The sequence below is a fragment of the Agromyces arachidis genome (assembly GCF_052805135.1).
Genome location: NZ_JBRBDK010000002.1, coordinates 169,712 through 185,614, shown reverse-complemented (window position 1 = coordinate 185,614; position 15,903 = coordinate 169,712). Strand labels below are relative to the sequence as shown.

Annotated in this window: 11 protein-coding genes; 8 read left to right on the top strand and 3 right to left on the bottom strand. The window is 72.5% G+C overall.

The genetic code is table 11. The features are described 5' to 3' along the window. Positions 1-64: 64 nt before the first annotated feature. The 4 genes from ACUY4T_RS03825 (at position 65) to ACUY4T_RS03810 (ending at position 5,284) form a co-directional block, all read left to right on the top strand. Complete coding sequence (locus tag ACUY4T_RS03825; RefSeq protein ID WP_446017579.1) at positions 65-1,402, top strand: ABC transporter substrate-binding protein; 1,338 nt, start codon at positions 65-67, stop codon at positions 1,400-1,402. Positions 1,403-1,492: 90 nt separating this feature from the next. Then, the gene (locus ACUY4T_RS03820) at positions 1,493-2,464 is read left to right on the top strand and encodes a carbohydrate ABC transporter permease (RefSeq protein ID WP_446017578.1); all 972 of its coding nucleotides are present in this window, start codon (positions 1,493-1,495) and stop codon (positions 2,462-2,464) included. Then, complete coding sequence (locus ACUY4T_RS03815; RefSeq protein ID WP_446017577.1) at positions 2,461-3,450, top strand: carbohydrate ABC transporter permease; 990 nt, start codon at positions 2,461-2,463, stop codon at positions 3,448-3,450. Before ACUY4T_RS03820 ends, ACUY4T_RS03815 begins: the two co-directional genes overlap by 4 nt. A 154-nt stretch (positions 3,451-3,604) precedes the next feature. Beyond that, positions 3,605-5,284 carry an alkaline phosphatase D family protein gene (locus ACUY4T_RS03810; RefSeq protein WP_446017576.1) on the top strand — a complete coding sequence of 560 codons (1,680 nt, stop codon included), beginning with the start codon at positions 3,605-3,607 and terminating at the stop codon, positions 5,282-5,284. 77 nt (positions 5,285-5,361) lie between these two features. Here the strand turns inward: ACUY4T_RS03810 and ACUY4T_RS03805 are convergent, their stop codons facing one another. Beyond that, a complete protein-coding gene (locus ACUY4T_RS03805) occupies positions 5,362-7,155 on the bottom strand; it encodes a hypothetical protein (RefSeq protein ID WP_446017575.1) in 1,794 nt (597 codons plus the stop codon). Between the two features lie 192 nt (positions 7,156-7,347). After that, positions 7,348-8,859: a helix-turn-helix transcriptional regulator gene (locus ACUY4T_RS03800; RefSeq protein WP_446017574.1), complete on the bottom strand. Its 1,512-nt coding sequence runs from the start codon at positions 8,857-8,859 to the stop codon at positions 7,348-7,350. A gap of 197 nt (positions 8,860-9,056) precedes the next feature. Here ACUY4T_RS03800 and ACUY4T_RS03795 point away from each other — a divergent pair, with 197 nt between their 5' ends. Continuing rightward, positions 9,057-10,991 (top strand): ABC transporter ATP-binding protein, encoded by a 1,935-nt coding sequence (locus ACUY4T_RS03795; protein WP_446017778.1) that lies wholly within the window; start codon positions 9,057-9,059, stop codon positions 10,989-10,991. Here ACUY4T_RS03795 and ACUY4T_RS03790 read toward each other — a convergent pair. Next, positions 10,988-11,284 carry a helix-turn-helix transcriptional regulator gene (locus ACUY4T_RS03790; RefSeq protein ID WP_446017573.1) on the bottom strand — a complete coding sequence of 99 codons (297 nt, stop codon included), beginning with the start codon at positions 11,282-11,284 and terminating at the stop codon, positions 10,988-10,990. The genes ACUY4T_RS03795 and ACUY4T_RS03790 overlap by 4 nt on opposite strands. An 88-nt stretch (positions 11,285-11,372) precedes the next feature. On the opposite strand from ACUY4T_RS03790, the gene ACUY4T_RS03785 reads away from it, so the two are divergent. The 3 genes from ACUY4T_RS03785 to ACUY4T_RS03775 are packed head-to-tail and all read left to right on the top strand — an operon-like array spanning position 11,373 to position 15,903. Beyond that, positions 11,373-12,857, top strand: coding sequence for a proton-conducting transporter transmembrane domain-containing protein (locus tag ACUY4T_RS03785; protein ID WP_446017572.1), 1,485 nt, complete (start codon positions 11,373-11,375; stop codon positions 12,855-12,857). Continuing rightward, complete coding sequence (locus ACUY4T_RS03780) at positions 12,854-15,583, top strand: putative inorganic carbon transporter subunit DabA (RefSeq protein ID WP_446017571.1); 2,730 nt, start codon at positions 12,854-12,856, stop codon at positions 15,581-15,583. Before ACUY4T_RS03785 ends, ACUY4T_RS03780 begins: the two co-directional genes overlap by 4 nt. After that, the gene (locus ACUY4T_RS03775; protein ID WP_446017570.1) at positions 15,580-15,903 is read left to right on the top strand and encodes a P-II family nitrogen regulator; all 324 of its coding nucleotides are present in this window, start codon (positions 15,580-15,582) and stop codon (positions 15,901-15,903) included. The genes ACUY4T_RS03780 and ACUY4T_RS03775 overlap by 4 nt, the downstream gene beginning before the upstream one ends.

Sequence of the window (15,903 nt, the reverse complement as noted above, 5' to 3'; positions counted from 1 at the left end):
TGACTGGAACCGGTTCCCGGTTCCGCCCTGCACCGACTCGCACCACTCGATGAGGAGATGAGAGATGAGTTCCATTCGGCACCGGCGCTGGATCCTCCCGATCGCAGCCGCCGCCAGCCTCGGCCTCACGCTGACCGCGTGTACGGGCGACATCGCCGCTGAGGACGCGGCCGACGTCGACTGCGGCGACTACGAGGAGTACGGCACCTTCGACGGCGAGGAGGTGAGCATCTACGGCACGATCGTCGAGGTCGAGGCGGAGCGGCTCGAGGCCTCCTGGGCCGACTTCGAGACCTGCACGGGCATCGACATCGTCTACCAGGGCACGCAGGAGTTCGAGACCCAGGTCCGCGTGCTCGTCGACGGCGACAACGCGCCCGACCTCGCGATCTTCCCGCAGCCCGGCCTGTTCGGCACGTTCGCGGCCGACCTCGTCGCGCCGCCGGCCGACGTCGAGGCCAACGTCGACGAGTTCTGGTCCGAGGACTGGAAGGGCTTCGGCACGGTCGACGGCACCTTCCTCGGAGCCCCGCTCATGGCGAGCGTCAAGGGCTTCGTCTGGTACTCGCCGTCGATGTTCGAGGAGAACGGCTGGGAGCAGCCGGAGACGCTCGACGACCTGATGGCCCTGACCGACGAGATCGCCTCGTCGGGCGCGGTCGACAAGCCGTGGTGCGCGGGCTTCAGCTCCGGTGAGGCCACGGGCTGGCCGGGCACCGACTGGGTCGAGGACATGGTCCTCCGCCTGCACGGTCCCGACGTCTACGACCAGTGGGTCAACCACGAGATCCCGTTCAACGACCCGCAGATCGTCGAGGCGTTCGACGCGGCGGGCGAGATCCTGAAGAACGAGGACTACGTCAACGGCGGGTACGGCGACGTCCGCTCGATCAACGACATCACGTTCAACGAGGGCGGCTGGACCATCCTCGACGGGCAGTGCGCGATGCACCACCAGGCGACGTTCTACGAGGGCCTCTGGCCCGAGGGCACGACGATCGCCGAGGACGGCGACATCTGGGCGTTCATCACCCCGGGTGCCGAGGCCGGCGCTTCGGACGTGACCGGCGGCGGCGAGATCGTCGGCGCGTTCACCGACAGCGAGGCCACGCAGGCCACGCAGACGTACCTGTCGACCCCGCTGTGGGCCAACAACCGCGTCTCCGAGGGCGGCGTCATCAGCGCCAACAGCGGCGTCGACCCCGAGAACCTGTCGAGCGACCTGCTCCGCGAGGCGTACGCCATCCTGCAGGACGAGAACACCACGTTCCGCTTCGACGGTTCCGACCTGATGCCGGGCGCCGTGGGCTCCGCCTCCTTCTGGGCGGGCATCGTCGACTGGATCAGCGGCACCGACACGCAGACCGTGGTCGACCAGATCGAGGCGAGCTGGCCGCAGTAGCCAGCGAACCCGATCGGGTCCTACCATCAACCAACGGGGGGTCGCGCGACCATCGCGCGGCCCCCTTTTCCTCAACGTGGAGGGAGTGCAATGACGACCACCGACCTCATCGGCAAGATCTTCGTGGTGATCCTGGGCATCGCCATCTTCGTCGCGATCATCGGGCTGATCCTCTTCTTCGTCGACCGGGCGCCCAAGCGCGGTCGCGACTACTGGCAGCTGGCGGGGTTCCTGCTCCCGACCGTGCTGCTGCTGGGCTTCGGCCTGATCTATCCCGCCATCCGCACGACGACCCTCGCCTTCGCGAACCGCGCCGGCGAGTTCGTCGGGCTCGACAACTTCGTCTGGGCCTTCACGCAGCCCGCGGGGCTCATCTCGATCCGGAACTCGATCATCTGGGTCATCCTCGTGCCGCTGCTGTCCACCGCGATCGGGCTCGCCTACGCGGTGTTCATCGACAAGGCGCGCGGTGAGCGCGTCTACAAGTCGCTCGTGTTCATGCCGATGGCGATCTCGTTCGTCGGCGCCGGCGTGATCTGGCGGTTCGTGTACGAGTACCGCGGTCCCGCCCAGGACCAGATCGGCCTCCTCAACGCGATCGTCACCGGTCTCGGCGGCGAGCCGGTGCGATGGCTGCAGGAACCGCCCATGAACACGTTCTTCCTGATCGTGGTCATGATCTGGGTGCAGACCGGGTTCGCGATGGTCGTGCTCTCCGCGGCGATCAAGGGCGTCCCGACCGAGCAGATCGAGGCGGCCGAGCTCGACGGCACCAACGCCTGGCAGCGCTTCACCAACGTCACGATCCCCTCGATCCGCGGTTCGCTGGTCGTCGTGGTCACGACGATCTCGATCGCCACCCTGAAGGTCTTCGACATCGTCCGCACGATGACGGCGGGCAACTTCGAGACGTCCGTCGTCGCCAACGAGATGTACACGCAGGCGTTCCGGGCCAACGAGGCCGGACGCGGTGCGGCACTGGCCGTCATCCTGTTCCTGATGGTGCTGCCGATCGTCATCTACAACGTCAACATCCTGAGGAAGCAGAGGGAGATCCGATGAGCAGCGTCGCACCCGCCGATCTCCCCGTCGCCGGCGGAAAGGGCGAGGGGGAACTCGAACTCGATGTGATGCGGGAGCCGAAGGCCGCTCGCGTCAAGCGCCGGTTGACCTCTCGCACCGCCACGGTCGTCGCGCTGATCATCGCCGTGCTCTGGACGATCCCGACGTTCGGGTTGTTCATCTCGTCGTTCCGGCCCGAGGAACTCATCAAGACCACCGGATGGTGGACCATCTTCGAGAACCCCGGGTTCACGCTCGCGAACTACCAGGAGGTCCTGTTCTCGGCGTCGGGTTCGGCGCCGCAGCTCGGGTCGTACTTCGTGAACTCGCTCGTCATCGCCATCCCGGCCACGATCTTCCCGCTCGTGATCGCGTCGATGGCGGCGTACGCGTTCGCGTGGATCAAGTTCAAGGGGTCGTCGGCGCTGTTCGTCCTGGTGTTCGCGCTCCAGATCGTGCCGCTGCAGATGGCGCTCATCCCGCTGCTGCAGATCTTCTCGGCGACGATCCTGCCCTGGCAGCGTCAGATCAACGAGGCCATCCCGATCCTGCCGAACGACAGCTTCCTGCCCGTGTGGCTCGCCCACACGATCTTCGCGCTGCCGCTGGCGATCTTCCTGCTGCACAACTTCATCTCGGAGATCCCGGGCGAGGTGATCGAAGCGGCCCGCGTGGACGGTGCGAGCCACTCGCAGATCTTCTTCCGGGTCGTGCTGCCGCTGGCCCTGCCGGCGATCGCGTCCTTCGCGATCTTCCAGTTCCTGTGGGTGTGGAACGACCTGCTGGTCGCCCTCGTCTTCACCGACGGCACCGCCGACACCGCACCGCTGACCCAGCGGTTGGCGGAGCTCGTCGGCAGTCGCGGGCAGGAATGGCAGCGACTGACCGCAGCGGCGTTCGTGTCGCTGGTCGTCCCACTGATCGTGTTCTTCAGCCTGCAGCGCTACTTCGTGCGCGGCCTGCTGGCGGGCTCGACGAAGGGCTGACGGGCGGGCGGATGCCGCGGCATCCGCTCGAACGCCACGAGGGGGCGGATGCCGCGGCATCCGCCCCCTCGCTCGCATCGCGCACGGAAGCGCGAACCCGGCGGGCCGTGGCAACCCGTGGCCATGTCGGGGCGCAGCGGGGAGAATCGGGACCATGGCGACCTCCCCGCTCATCCTCGGTCCGATGCTCCGGCACGTCGACGACGGCGAGGCGGCCGTCTGGGTGGAGACCCGCGACGCCGGGGAGGTGAGCGTCCACCTCGACGGACGCTCGTGGGGGTCGCGCACCTTCGCGGTGCACGGGCACCACTACGCGCTCGTCGAGGTGGACGGGCTCGCGCCGGGCACGACCTCGGCCTACGAGGTGCGGGTCGACGGCGAGACCGCATGGCCCGAACCGGAGTCGGACCGACCCGCGCCGGTGATCGCCACGCGCGAGCCCGGCCGTCCGCTGCGGATGGCCTTCGGCTCCTGCCGGACGAGCGTGCCCCACGACGCCCACGGCAACCGGACGCACGGCGTCGACGCGCTCCGGGCGTTCGCGTTGTCGGTGGCCGACGGCGGGCAGCCGCGGCCCGACCTGGTGCTCTTCCTCGGCGACCAGGTCTACGCCGACTCGACGTCGAAGGAGATGCAGGAGTTCATCGAGTCGCGGCGCAGCCTGAAGGAGCCGCCGGGCAAGGAGCTGAAGGACTACGAGGAGTACGCCCACCTGTACCGCCTGGCGTGGTCCGACCCGGCGAACCGGTGGCTGCTGTCGACCGTGCCGAGCGCGATGATCTTCGACGACCACGACGTGCGCGACGACTGGAACGCCTCGTTCGACTGGAAGCGCAAGATGGAGGCCACCTCGTGGTGGCACGAGCGGATCGTGTCGGGGCTCGGCTCGTACTGGGTATACCAGCACCTCGGCAACCTGTCGAGGGAGGAGCGCGCCGACGACGCGCTGTGGCAGCGGGTGATCGCGCACGACGGTGCGGACGAACTCGACCTGACCGAGGCGGTCGACGAGTTCGCCGCTCGGGTCGACGCCGATCCGACGACGTACCGGTTCAGCTTCCGCCGCGACTTCGACGACGTGCGGCTCGTGGTGATCGACTCGCGCGCCGCCCGTGACCTCAGGCCCGAGGCCCGCGGCCTCGTCGACCCGCCCGAGCTGGACTGGGTCGACGAGCAGTTGCGGGGCGGGTCGCGCCACGTGCTGGTGGCGACGTCGCTGCCCTACCTGCTGCCCATGGGCCTCCATCACGTCGAGGCCTGGGACGAGGCGGTCTCGCAGGGTGCGTGGGGGCGGGCGGCGGCCTGGGTGGGGGAGCGCCTCAGGCAGGCGGTCGACCTCGAGCACTGGGCGGCGTGGCAGAACAGCTTCCAGGCGGTCGCGCGGATGATCACCGAGCTCGCCGACGGCCGGAGGGGGCCGGCGCCGCAGGCGATCACCTTCCTGTCGGGCGACGTGCACTACTCCTACCTCGCCGAGGTGGAACGCGACCACGGCTCGCGCATCGTCCAGGCGGTGTGCTCGCCGGTGCGGAACCCGTTGCCCCGGGTGCTGCGGTGGTTCGCGGTCGTGATGTCGTACGGCGTCGCCTCCCCGTTCGGCGCGCTCGCCGCGCGTTCGGCGAAGGTGCCCGATCCGCCGTTCCGCTGGCGGACGGTCGAGGGCCCGTGGTTCGACAACAACCTCGCGCTGCTGCGCGACGAGCCCGACGGACTCGAGCTGACCTGGCACACCGGGGTGGTCGAGCACGGCCGCGAGCGATCTCCTCGACTGGAGCCGGTCGCCGCGGTGCTGGTGCCGTCCGATCCCGCGGCTCGGGTGCGTCGTCCCGACTGAGACGCGGCGTCCCGGCGATCGCCGGGCGCGACGACGGTGGCGGGCGCCGAAGGGCGCCCGCCACCGGTTTCATCGGGTCACTCGGTGCGAGCGCCCACGCGGATGCGTCGGGCGATCAGCGCCGAGCCGCCGAGACCGAGCAGCGCGATCGCCGCGGCGAGCATGCCGCCGGTGCCATCCGTGCCGGTCTTGGCGAGGGCCGCCGGCTCAGCCGGCTTCTGCGGGACGTGCGGCTTGGCCGGGCACGGCTTCAGCGTGAAGTCCACGTGGGCCGAGACCTCGAACCAGTCGACCTCGCCGTACTCGGACGCTCCGCCGGGCGGCATCCACGGCGCGTAGACCCAGGCCGTGTAGTCCATCCCGGGCGCGAGCGGCGAGACGTGGACCTCGGCCATGTGGGTCGAGTCGCCGACGACCTCCTTCACCTCGCCGTGCACGTCGCCGTGCTCGTCGATGATCCACACCTCGTAGGTGAGGCCGTCGACCAGGTCGGTGAGCTTCACGACGGCGCTGCCGTCCTCACCGTAGGCGGGGCACTCGTGCACCGTCACGGTGATCCCGGGCGGGCAGGGCTCGATGAAGAACGTCGCCGTCTTCGAGATCGAGGACTCCAGGAAGTAGTACGTGATGGTGAACTCGTAGTTGCCGGGCGGCAGGTCGCCGAAGGGCACGTCGAGCGATTCGGATCCGGGCACGAGCGTGTCCTCGACGTAGTAGTCGTCACCCGCGAGCACCCAGTCGAACTCCTCGCCGACGAGGAGGCCGCTGAGGCTCACCACCGCGGTGCCGTCATCGCCCAGGCTGCAGCCGGTCGCCATCGCATGGACGGCGAGCTCGGGGCATTCCTCCACGCTGAACATCTGCGTGTCGACGGTCTCCCAGACGCCCGTCGTGATCGATTGCTCGAACACGACGGTGTAGTCGCCGCCGGGGATGTCGAGCCACGACTTCGAGGTGTCACCGCTCGTTCCGGCCGGGACGTTCCACACGTCCACAACGCCGTCCTGGTTGCTCACCGTGACGCGGTAGTCGAGGTTGTCCTGCAACCCGAAGAGGTTCACGTAGAGGAACGGCGGGTAGTAGCCGTCGCAGGTGTCCCAGACCAGCTCCATCTCCGGCGGAGGCGGCGGCTCGGGCATCATGCAGTCGTTCTCGTAGATCGCCTGTCCGTCGGCATCCCAGTTCAGGCCCGGGAAGAACGCGGGCTCCTCGCCGCCGTCGTCGTAGTAGAACGGCGGGATGATGTCGCCCCAGTTCACGTTCTTGGGGATCTCCGGGTAGAACACCGGGCCCGTGTGACCGGAGTGCCCGGACACGTCGCCATCCGCGTCGGGCTCGTTGATCACGTACGGGTTCGAGTACGAATCGGTCGCGTGGCAGATCTCGACCTTGTCCACGACCTCCTCGCCGGGCGGCACGAGCAGCGCGGCGACGAGCGGTTCAGCGGACTTCTCCTCCGCCACGGGCTCCTCGGCGGGCGGCTCCTCGGCGGGCGGCACTTCGGCCGGGACCTCTTCGGCAGCCGGCTCGGGCGCGGGCTCGGGTGCGGGCTCCGGCGCGGGTGCCGGTTCGGGCGCGGGCTCCGGCGCGGGTGCCGGTTCGGGCGCGGGCTCCGGCTCCGGAGCCGGCTCCGGTTCGGGCGCGGCCTCGACGGGCTCGGTGGTCGTCGGCTCGACCACCGGCTCCGAGACCGGCAGTTCCTCTGCGGCGGCCGGTCCGGCCACGGCGGTGACGCCGCCGAGGGCGAGCGCGGCGATGGCCGCCGCCGCCAGCGTGCTGCGCCAGCTGCGCTTGCGCAGGCCGTCGGGCTCGAGGCTCGAGGCGCCGCCTCGGCCGATGCGGCGCGGCGCGCCGCGGGTTCTCGCGTTCACAGGTCCCCCTTGTCGATGCGATGGCGCACGCCCGCAGGCGGCACCGTGCGGATTCGGGCTCCCGCACACTGCGATGCAAGCACCGGCAGAGGGGTGAGGAGGAAGGTCAGTCGCGGGTGAGGCGATGGTGAGGCGAGGGTGAAATCGACCGGTGACGACGGAATCCGCCCCCGTCCGGGGGTGGGCGGCGGCTCAGTCGATGAGGCCGAGCGTCCGTGCCCGCTGCACGGCTCCCTCGCGGGTGCCCACTCCGAGCTTGCGGTAGATGCTGCGCACCTGCGTCTTCACCGTGTTCGGCGAGACCGAGAGCGCGAACGAGATGCGCGCCTGGGTCTCCGCGTCGACGAGGTGCTCGAGGACGAGCCGTTCGCGCGGCGTCAGCGTGTCCGGCGCTTCGCCCTCGTCGGGCGGGTACCGCTCGGCGATCAGCCCCACGAGCCGGCCGACGGGGTCTGCGGCATCACTCGTCGCCGCACGCTCGACGAGCGCTGCGAGCCGCAGGCGGGGGACGACGGCGAACGCGCGGATCGCGCTGGTGGGCGCTGCGAGGCTCAGCGCCTGCGCGAACAGGGCGTCCGCGGTGCTGGCGTCGCCGAGTGCGTCGTGGGCGGCGGAGGACACGAGGATGGCGAGCATCGCGGTGCGCGGCGAGTGGGTGTCGCCCATGGCGAGGCAGCGGTCGGTGAGGCGGATGGCGCGGCCGGGATCGCCCGCGTCCAGCGCGAGCCGCGCGAGCCAGGTGTCGGGGCACTGGGAGTGCGAGGCGTCCGGCATGACCTGCCGGAGCGCCGCCCGGGCGGCGACCGCCTCGCGACGGGCGACGAGGAACGCGACGCGGCGGTCGTCGTGCAGCATCAGGGGCAGGTTCGGCGAGCTCCATTCGCGAACGTCGAGGTGCAGTTCCTGGAGCACCTCGACGACCCGGTCGCTCGCGTCGTCCTGCAGCGCAGCGAGCGCGGCACGTGCGAGCGGTTCGTACTCGGTGCCCGCGACGTCGGCGATGAGCGCGTCGAGTTGCGCGTCGAGGCCGTCGAGGCGTCCGCGTTCGATGTCGGCCGCGATCACGGCCAGCCTGAAGGGCGCGGTCGAGAGGCGGAACGTCGCCGCGATGCTCGCAGCCGGGCCCCGGCCGAGCTCGAGATGCGCCTCGGCGCTGCGAAGGCTCCCGACGCGGAGGTCGATGAGGGCGATGCAGCCGCAGGCCTCGACGCGGGCGTGGAGCGGGGTGCGCGCGTCGGCGACGTGCAGGGAGCGCATGAGCGCATGCCGGGCCTCGGCGAGTCGCCCCTGCAGCATGGCGCAGATGCCGTCGTGTCGCATGACGTGGGCGCGCAGCTCGATGCGTTCCGAGAAGTCCGCCTCCGCCGCCCCCGCGATCTCGAGCGCTTCGGCCAGGAGCTGCCGCGCCTCGTCGAGGCGGCCGAGTTCCCGAAGGGTGAGCGAGCGGATGCTGCGAGCGAGCACGTGGAGCGGCGTGGCCGTCGGCGTCTCCGCGAGGTGGTCGTCGGCGGCGTCGAGGTACGGTTCGGCGGCGTAGGGGTTGGTGGCGCCGGGGCGTCGGTACGAGGCCGCGAGCGCGAGCAATGCGGCCGGGTCGTCGGTCCGGGTGCCCTCGGGCATGGCCTCGACCCGCGCCAGCAGGTCGTCGGGCGCGCCATGGATGAGATCGCGCCATCCGATGGCGTGCGAGACTCGTGCCGTCATCCCGCCCCCTCACGGTGCGACGTCGCTCTCCGGGGGAGTCTACGTGCAGGCGGCCGGTGAGGTCGAGGGGGCGGCCCCGAACCGGGTGCCGGGCTCCGCGCGCCGCCGGCTCGAGCACGCCCTCGGCGAACACCGCGCCGCCGGGGCGCCGGACCGGCGCCGGCGACGGCGGGGCGACCTAGGGTGAATGCATGAGCATGCACGGCGGCGGGGGTGCGGCCCCCGGCGGTCGGCCGGGGCGCGGGCCGGGCCCACGGGGCCGCATCTCGAGCGCCGACGAGCAGGCCCAGCGCGCCGAGAACGCGGCCGCTCCGAAGATCCCGCACCTGTTCCGGCGCATCGTCGCACTGTTCGCCCCGCATCGCGCGGCCCTCGCCGTGACCGTGGTGCTCGTCCTGACGGGCGCGGCCCTCAGCGTCATCCCGCCGCTGCTGACGCAGCGGGCGTTCGACGACGCGCTCTTCCCGTCGGACGGCGCGGGCGGCGTCGCGTCACCGAACCTCGAGGCGCTCGCGTGGATCGTCGGCGCGATGATCGCGGTGTTCCTGGTCTCGGCGCTCCTCGGCGTGTGGCAGACCTTCCTCACCGCCACGATCGGCAACAAGGTCATGGGGGCCCTGCGGGTGCGCCTGTTCAGCCACCTGCAGTCGATGGAGCTCAGCTTCTTCACGCGCACGAAGACCGGCGTCATCCAGTCGCGCCTGCAGAACGACGTCGGCGGCGTGGCATCCGTGCTCACCAACACGGTGTCGAGCGTGCTCGGCAACACCGTCACGGTGATCTCGGCGTTCGTGGCGATGCTGCTGCTGAACTGGCAGCTCACGCTCATCGCCTTGGTGCTGATGCCGTTCATGGTGATCGCGCAGCGGCGCGTCGGCCAGGTCCGCGCGCGCATCGCCGCCAGGACCCAGGAGTCGCTGTCGGAGATGACCGCGATCACCCAGGAGACGCTGTCGGTCAGCGGCATCCTGCTCTCCAAGGGGTTCACCAGGCAGCGCAGCGAGATCGACCGCTACGCCGACGAGAACCGCAACCAGATCGAGCTGCAGGTGCGGCAGCAGATGTCGGGCCAGTGGTTCTTCGCGATGGTCTCGATCTTCATGTCGTCGATCCCGGCGATCGTGTACCTCGTCTCCGGGTGGTTGATCACGGGCGGCGCCGACATCACGGCGGGCACGATCGTGGCGTTCACGACGGTGCAGGCGCGGCTGCTCTTCCCGCTGATGGGCCTCATGCGCGTCGCGCTCGACCTGCAGACCTCGAGCGCCCTGTTCGCGCGCATCTTCGAGTACCTCGACCTGAAGCCGGCGATCGTCGACCGGCCCGACGCCCGCGAGGTGCCGACGGGCACGGATGCCGCGGGCCGGCCGCTCCTCGGCCGCATCGAGTTCGACCACGTGTCGTTCCGGTACCCCGACGCCGACGGCGACCAGCGGCCCACGCTCGACGACGTGTCGTTCGAGATCGAGCCCGGGCAGTTCGCGGCATTCGTGGGGCCGAGCGGTGCGGGCAAGACGACGGTCTCGTACCTCGTTCCCCGGCTCTACGAGGCGTCCAGCGGCGCGGTCCGGTTCGCAGGGGTCGACGTGCGCGACCTCTCCCAGGAGTCGCTGATGTCGCACATCGGCATCGTCAGCCAGGAGACCTACCTCTTCCACGCCTCGATCGGCGAGAACCTGCGCTACGCGAAGCCGGATGCGACCGACGCCGAGCTCGAGGTCGCGGCGCGCGCCGCGAACATCCACGAGACGATCGCGTCGTTCCCCGACGGCTACGACACGGTCGTGGGGGAACGGGGCTACCGGCTCTCGGGCGGCGAGAAGCAGCGCATCGCGATCGCCCGCGTGCTCCTGAAGGATCCGGCGGTGCTCGTGCTCGACGAGGCCACGAGCGCGCTCGACACCATCAGCGAGCGCGTGGTGCAGCAGGCGCTCGACGACGCCTCGCGGGGGCGCACGACGATCGCGATCGCGCACCGCCTGTCGACGGTCGTCTCGGCCGATGTCATCTTCGTGATCGTCGCGGGCCGCATCGCCGAGCGCGGCACGCACGCCGAGCTGATCGGCGCCGGGGGCGTGTACGCGTCGCTGTACCGCCAGCAGGCCGAGCAGCCCGAGGTCGCGGCGCCCTAGGCGTTCGACCGCTCGCGGCCGGTGGCGTCGAGCATGTCGAGCAGTTCGCCGATCCGATGGTCGGACTCGAGCGGATGCCGGAGCGGCAGCTCGGCGACGGTCTCGTACCGGTTGCGGCGGCCGTCCTTCTCGCGGTGCACGTACCCGGCCTCGACGAGGTCGGCGATGATGCCCTGGGCGGTGCGCTCGGTGATGCCCACGGCGTCGGCGATCTCGCGGACGCGGATGTCGGGGTCGCGGGCGAGGCAGATGAGCACGTGCGCGTGATTGGTGAGGAACGTCCACGTGCTCATGGGCTCATCGTACCCGGTTGGAGATCGTACGAATGAAAATGCCGGAATCATTTGACAGAGGAAGCACAACACCGGTAATTTACCTCGCATGTCGAGTCTCGTCCTCACCGCCCTCGTGCTGCAGGGGATCACGGCGCTCGCCGCCACCGCATCCGTCCGCCGCCCGACCCGGGCCGCCGCCGTCGCGATCCGAGGCGGCGCGGTCGCGCTCGCCGTCGCGCTGGCCGGGATCGTCCAGGCCGTCCTCGCCGACGGCGACCGCATCGGGGCCCTGCTCGTCGCCTTCGTCCTCGCGGTCACGCTGCTCGTCGAGGCGTTCGCCCGCGGCAACCTCCGCGGCGACCCCGCGGCGGGGCGGTTCGCCGCACTCGCCGCGTGGCTGGCGCTCGCGGGCGGCGCCGCGGCATCCGCGCTCGACCTCGCCCTGATCGCCATCGCCTGGAGCGCCGGGACCGCGCTCGTGATCGCCCTCGTCGGCCACGCCGGGTCGTGGGGGCAGGCGCGCATCGCCCGCCGCCGCGCCGCCGCCGCGCTCCTCGCCGGCGACCTCGGCGTGTGGCTCGCCGTCGGGGTCGTCGCCGTCGACCGCGGCGACCTCTCGCTCGGCGCGCTCGCCGAGGTCTCGCCCGTCGCGGCCGCCGTCGCCGGCGCGGGCGCCGCCGTCGCGGCGATCTCGCGGGCCGCCGCCGTGCCGTTCCACGGCTGGCTGCCCGCCTCGCTCGCCGCCCCCACCCCGGTGTCGGCGCTGCTGCACGCCGGGTTCGTGAACGCCGGCGCGATCCTCCTCCTCCGCACGGCCGAGTTGCCGAGTCCGGTCGCCGGGATCGTCGCGGGTGCCGCGGGTGCGGTCACCGTCGTCGTGGCGGGCGCCGCGATGCTCACCCGGCCCGACGTGAAGGGTCGGCTCGTCCACTCCACCGCGGCCCAGATGGGCTTCATGCTGCTCGCCTGCGCGGTCGGCGCCTGGGCGCTGGCCCTGTTCCACGTCATGGCGCACGGGCTGTTCAAGGCCGCGTCCTTCCTGGGCGCCGGCACCCTCGTGCCCAAGTCCGGCGCGGATGCCGCGGCCGAGCCCGGGCCCGCCGCGGAGGGTGTCCGGCCCCGCGTGCTCCGGGGCGCGGCGATCGCGGCGGCCGCAGCCGCGCCGGTCGTCGTCGCACTGCAGCTCGGCAGCGCCGCATCGGCCTCGGCGGCGCTCCTGCTCTTCACGGTGCTGGCCGTGGCCGTGGCCGCGGGCGGCGCCCTGCGCGGGGCCGCCGCCCGTGCCGGCGGGTGGCCGCTCGTCGCCGCGGCCGCCGGCGCCGGGGTCGCGTACGTGCTGGCGACGAAGGCGTTCGACGGGTGGCTCGCCCTCGACGCTCCCGACGGCGCGCTGCCCTGGGTCGTCGTGGTCGCCGTCGCCGCGGCGCTGGGGCTCGTGGCCATCGCGGTCAGCGGCCGCGGGCCCGCCGCACGCGCCGCGTACGCCCTGGCGCTGGGCTGGGCGCGCCCGCCGCTGCCGCCCGCCACCGCCGCGCCGACCCGCCGACTCGTCCGATCCGCCGTCCCCTCGGAGTACGGGAGCCGTCCATGAGCGCATCAGAGCACCGCACCGGCCCGAGCCTGCCGCCCGCGAGCGACGGGTCGACCGGACCGAGCCCCGAGACGCGTCGCGCCGTCATCCGCGGCATGATCGCTGCGGCAGACCGGGTCGTGGCCCCGCACCGTCCGCTCACCGCGTTCATCGCGCGGAACCCGCTCGCCGGGTACGAACGGTGGGGCTTCGCCGACGCCGCTGCCCGCGCGGCCGAAGAGCACGGCACTCGGCTCACGCTCGACGAGCCGGCGTTCCGGCTCCGTCACCGCGCCGGCGCGATCACCGACGACGACCTGCGGGCCGCGCTCGAGCGTCACGTCGTCGAGGCCCGCGACCGTACGCGCCGCTCGCCGAGCCCCGGACGGCACGGCCTCTCGGTCGCCGACATCCTGCTCGCCGACCTCTCCGCGTCCCCGCCCGCGGAGGCGCCCGCTCGCACCCTGCGGACCCCGTCGGAGCACCTCGACCCGCGGATCGCGGCGCGGATCGACGACCTCGCCATCCGGTGGGTTACCGCCCACCTCGGCATCGCCCACGCCGCCTGGGCCCCCGCCCGGGACGAGGCGTTCTGGCCCCGGTGGCGGCGGCTCGCCGCGCACGATCCGACGGTGCCGCGCCGGGTGCGCCGCGGCATCCGCGCGCTGGGCGAGCACGCGGAGGACGCGGTGGCCGACGCGCTCGCGCACTGGCGCCTGCTCGGCGACGACGCGGAACGATTCCTGCGCGCGCAACTGGTCGCGCTGCCCGGTCTCGCCGGACACGTGGCCGACGCGGCGGGATCGGGGCGCGGCATCGACGTCGTCGACCTCGTCGCGCTCCGCGCGACCTACGAGCGCCTGCTCGTCGGGCATCCGCCCTCGCCCCGGGCCGGCGACCTCGCACCCCGCGCGGACCGGCCCGAGGACGCGCCCGCGCGCCCCGAGGACGCCCGCGTCGACGCCGTGCTCGGACACCTCGGGCTCGAGCGCGACGATGCGGCGTCCCGCGCCACGATCGGACGCGTGCTCGGCCTGGTCGGACCGCAGGAACGGACCGGCATCTGGCAGGAGGCGCTCGACCTCAGCGCGGCGCGGACCCTGGCGCCGCCGCGCTCCCGCGCCGGCCGCTCGACGGGCGCCGAGGCCGGAGCCGAGCCCGCCGGTGATCGACCGTTCGCGCAGGCCGTGTTCTGCATCGACCCGCGCTCCGAGGGGTTGCGACGTGCGGTCGAGGTCGAGGCCGGCGGGCACGGCCTCGACGTCGAGACGCTCGGCTTCGCGGGCTTCTTCGCCGTGGCGATGCGCTGGCACGACCTCGAGGGCGACCCGCCCACGGCGGCCTGCCCGGTCCTGCTCGAGCCGCGCACGCACGTCAGCGAGCTGGCGGCCGACGCGGACCGCGCCGCGCGGTACCGCGATCGCGTGCACAAGCGCACCGCCGCCCGCGAGGTCGTCGCCCGCACCAAGGCGTCCACCGTCGCCCCGTTCGCGCTCGCCGAGACCGCAGGCTGGCCGATGGGGGTCGCCGCCGCACTGCGGACCGCGAGGCCGCGAGCCTGGGCGCGGATCGTCGACGCGTGGAACGGGCGCTCGCTTCGACCCGCCACGCGCGCCGACGCCGACGCCGTGTACCCGCTCGACGAGCGCGTCGCGTACGCCGAGACGGCCCTGCGGATGATGGGGCTCGTCGACGGGTTCGCCCGCCTCGTGCTCCTCGCCGGCCACGGCGCCGACACCGCGAACAACCCGTTCGCCTCCGCGCTGCACTGCGGCGCGTGCGGCGGGCACCGCGGCGGACCCAACGCGCGGGCGGCGGCGGCGATGCTGAACGACCCCGGCACCCGGTCCGGGCTGGCCGCGAGCGGCATCCGGATCCCCGAGGACACCGTCTTCGTGGCGGTCGAGCACGACACGGTGACCGACCGCGTGGAGGTGTGCGAGCCCTGGGCGATCCCGGCGTCGCACCTCGCCGACCTCTCCCGCGTCGAGGCGGTGCTGGCGGCGGCGCGGGCGGCGAGCGTGCGCGAACGACTCGCAACGCTCCCCGGTGCGCCGAAGGCGGAGTCGGCGACGGCGCAGGTCGACGACGCCGACCGCCGCGCCGCCGACTGGTCCGAGGCGTATCCCGAGTGGGGGCTCGCGGGCAACGCGGCGCTCATCGTCGCCCCTCGGCGCGCGACGCGCGGACTCGACCTCGGCCGTCGCGCGTTCCTGCACAGCTACGAGGCCGCGGCGGATCCCGACGGCTCCGCGCTCGAGACGATCCTCACCGCGCCCATGATCGTCGCGCAGTGGATCAACGCCCAGTACCTGGCCTCGACCGTCGATCCCGACCGGTGGGGCGCCGGTCCGAAGCCGCTCGCCAACGTCGTCGGCGACGTGGCCGTGCAGGCCGGCTACGGGGGCGACCTCCGGACCGGGCTGCCGTGGCAGTCCGTCGGCGTCGGCCGCGACCCCGTGCACGACCCCGTGCGGCTGCAGGTGTTCGTGCAGGCGCCGGTGGCCCGCGTGTGCGCGATCCTCGACCGCTCGGGCCTGGTCCGCGGCCTGCTCGACGGCGGCTGGATCGCCCTGCGGGTGCGTGCGCGGGAGAGCGACCCCTGGCTGCGCTACGGACCCTTCGGCTGGACCCGCGACGGCCTCGGCGAGCCCGTCGCCGCGGCCGCTGAGCCGGCCGACGCCGACGCCGCGCGCGCCGACCGAACCCCGTCCCGCCGTCCCGTCAACGTGGAGGAGCACCCATGACCATCGAGGGCCTCACGCCCATGACCAAGATCGAGCTCGTCATCCCGAGCGCCGAGGTCGACGCCGTCACCGCGCTCATGCGCTCGGTGGGGGCGACCGGCTACACCGCGCTCGGCGGCGTCTCCGGCGTCGGGCACCACGGCGCGCACGGCGGTCGCATGCTGTTCAACGATCGCGATGCGCTGACCCTGCTCATCACCGTCGTGCCGCCCGAACGCGCCGAGACGCTCGTCGCCGGACTCCGGCCGGTGCTCGCCGGCGGGTCCGGGGTCATGTTCGTCACCGACGCGGCGGTGAGCCGCCCCGACTACTTCCGGTGA

What these genes read in the sequence shown, in the direction of transcription:
- ACUY4T_RS03825 (WP_446017579.1), top strand. Translation starts at nt 65, where the DNA reads ATGAGTTCCATTCGGCACCGGCGCTGGATCCTCCCGATCGCAGCCGCC.
- ACUY4T_RS03815 (WP_446017577.1), top strand. Translation starts at nt 2,461, where the DNA reads ATGAGCAGCGTCGCACCCGCCGATCTCCCCGTCGCCGGCGGAAAGGGC.
- ACUY4T_RS03780 (WP_446017571.1), top strand. Translation starts at nt 12,854, where the DNA reads ATGAGCGCATCAGAGCACCGCACCGGCCCGAGCCTGCCGCCCGCGAGC.
- ACUY4T_RS03795 (WP_446017778.1), top strand. Translation starts at nt 9,057, where the DNA reads ATGCACGGCGGCGGGGGTGCGGCCCCCGGCGGTCGGCCGGGGCGCGGG.
- ACUY4T_RS03810 (WP_446017576.1), top strand. Translation starts at nt 3,605, where the DNA reads ATGGCGACCTCCCCGCTCATCCTCGGTCCGATGCTCCGGCACGTCGAC.
- ACUY4T_RS03785 (WP_446017572.1), top strand. Translation starts at nt 11,373, where the DNA reads ATGTCGAGTCTCGTCCTCACCGCCCTCGTGCTGCAGGGGATCACGGCG.
- ACUY4T_RS03800 (WP_446017574.1), bottom strand. Translation starts at nt 8,859, where the DNA reads ATGACGGCACGAGTCTCGCACGCCATCGGATGGCGCGATCTCATCCAT.
- ACUY4T_RS03775 (WP_446017570.1), top strand. Translation starts at nt 15,580, where the DNA reads ATGACCATCGAGGGCCTCACGCCCATGACCAAGATCGAGCTCGTCATC.
- ACUY4T_RS03790 (WP_446017573.1), bottom strand. Translation starts at nt 11,284, where the DNA reads ATGAGCACGTGGACGTTCCTCACCAATCACGCGCACGTGCTCATCTGC.
- ACUY4T_RS03820 (WP_446017578.1), top strand. Translation starts at nt 1,493, where the DNA reads ATGACGACCACCGACCTCATCGGCAAGATCTTCGTGGTGATCCTGGGC.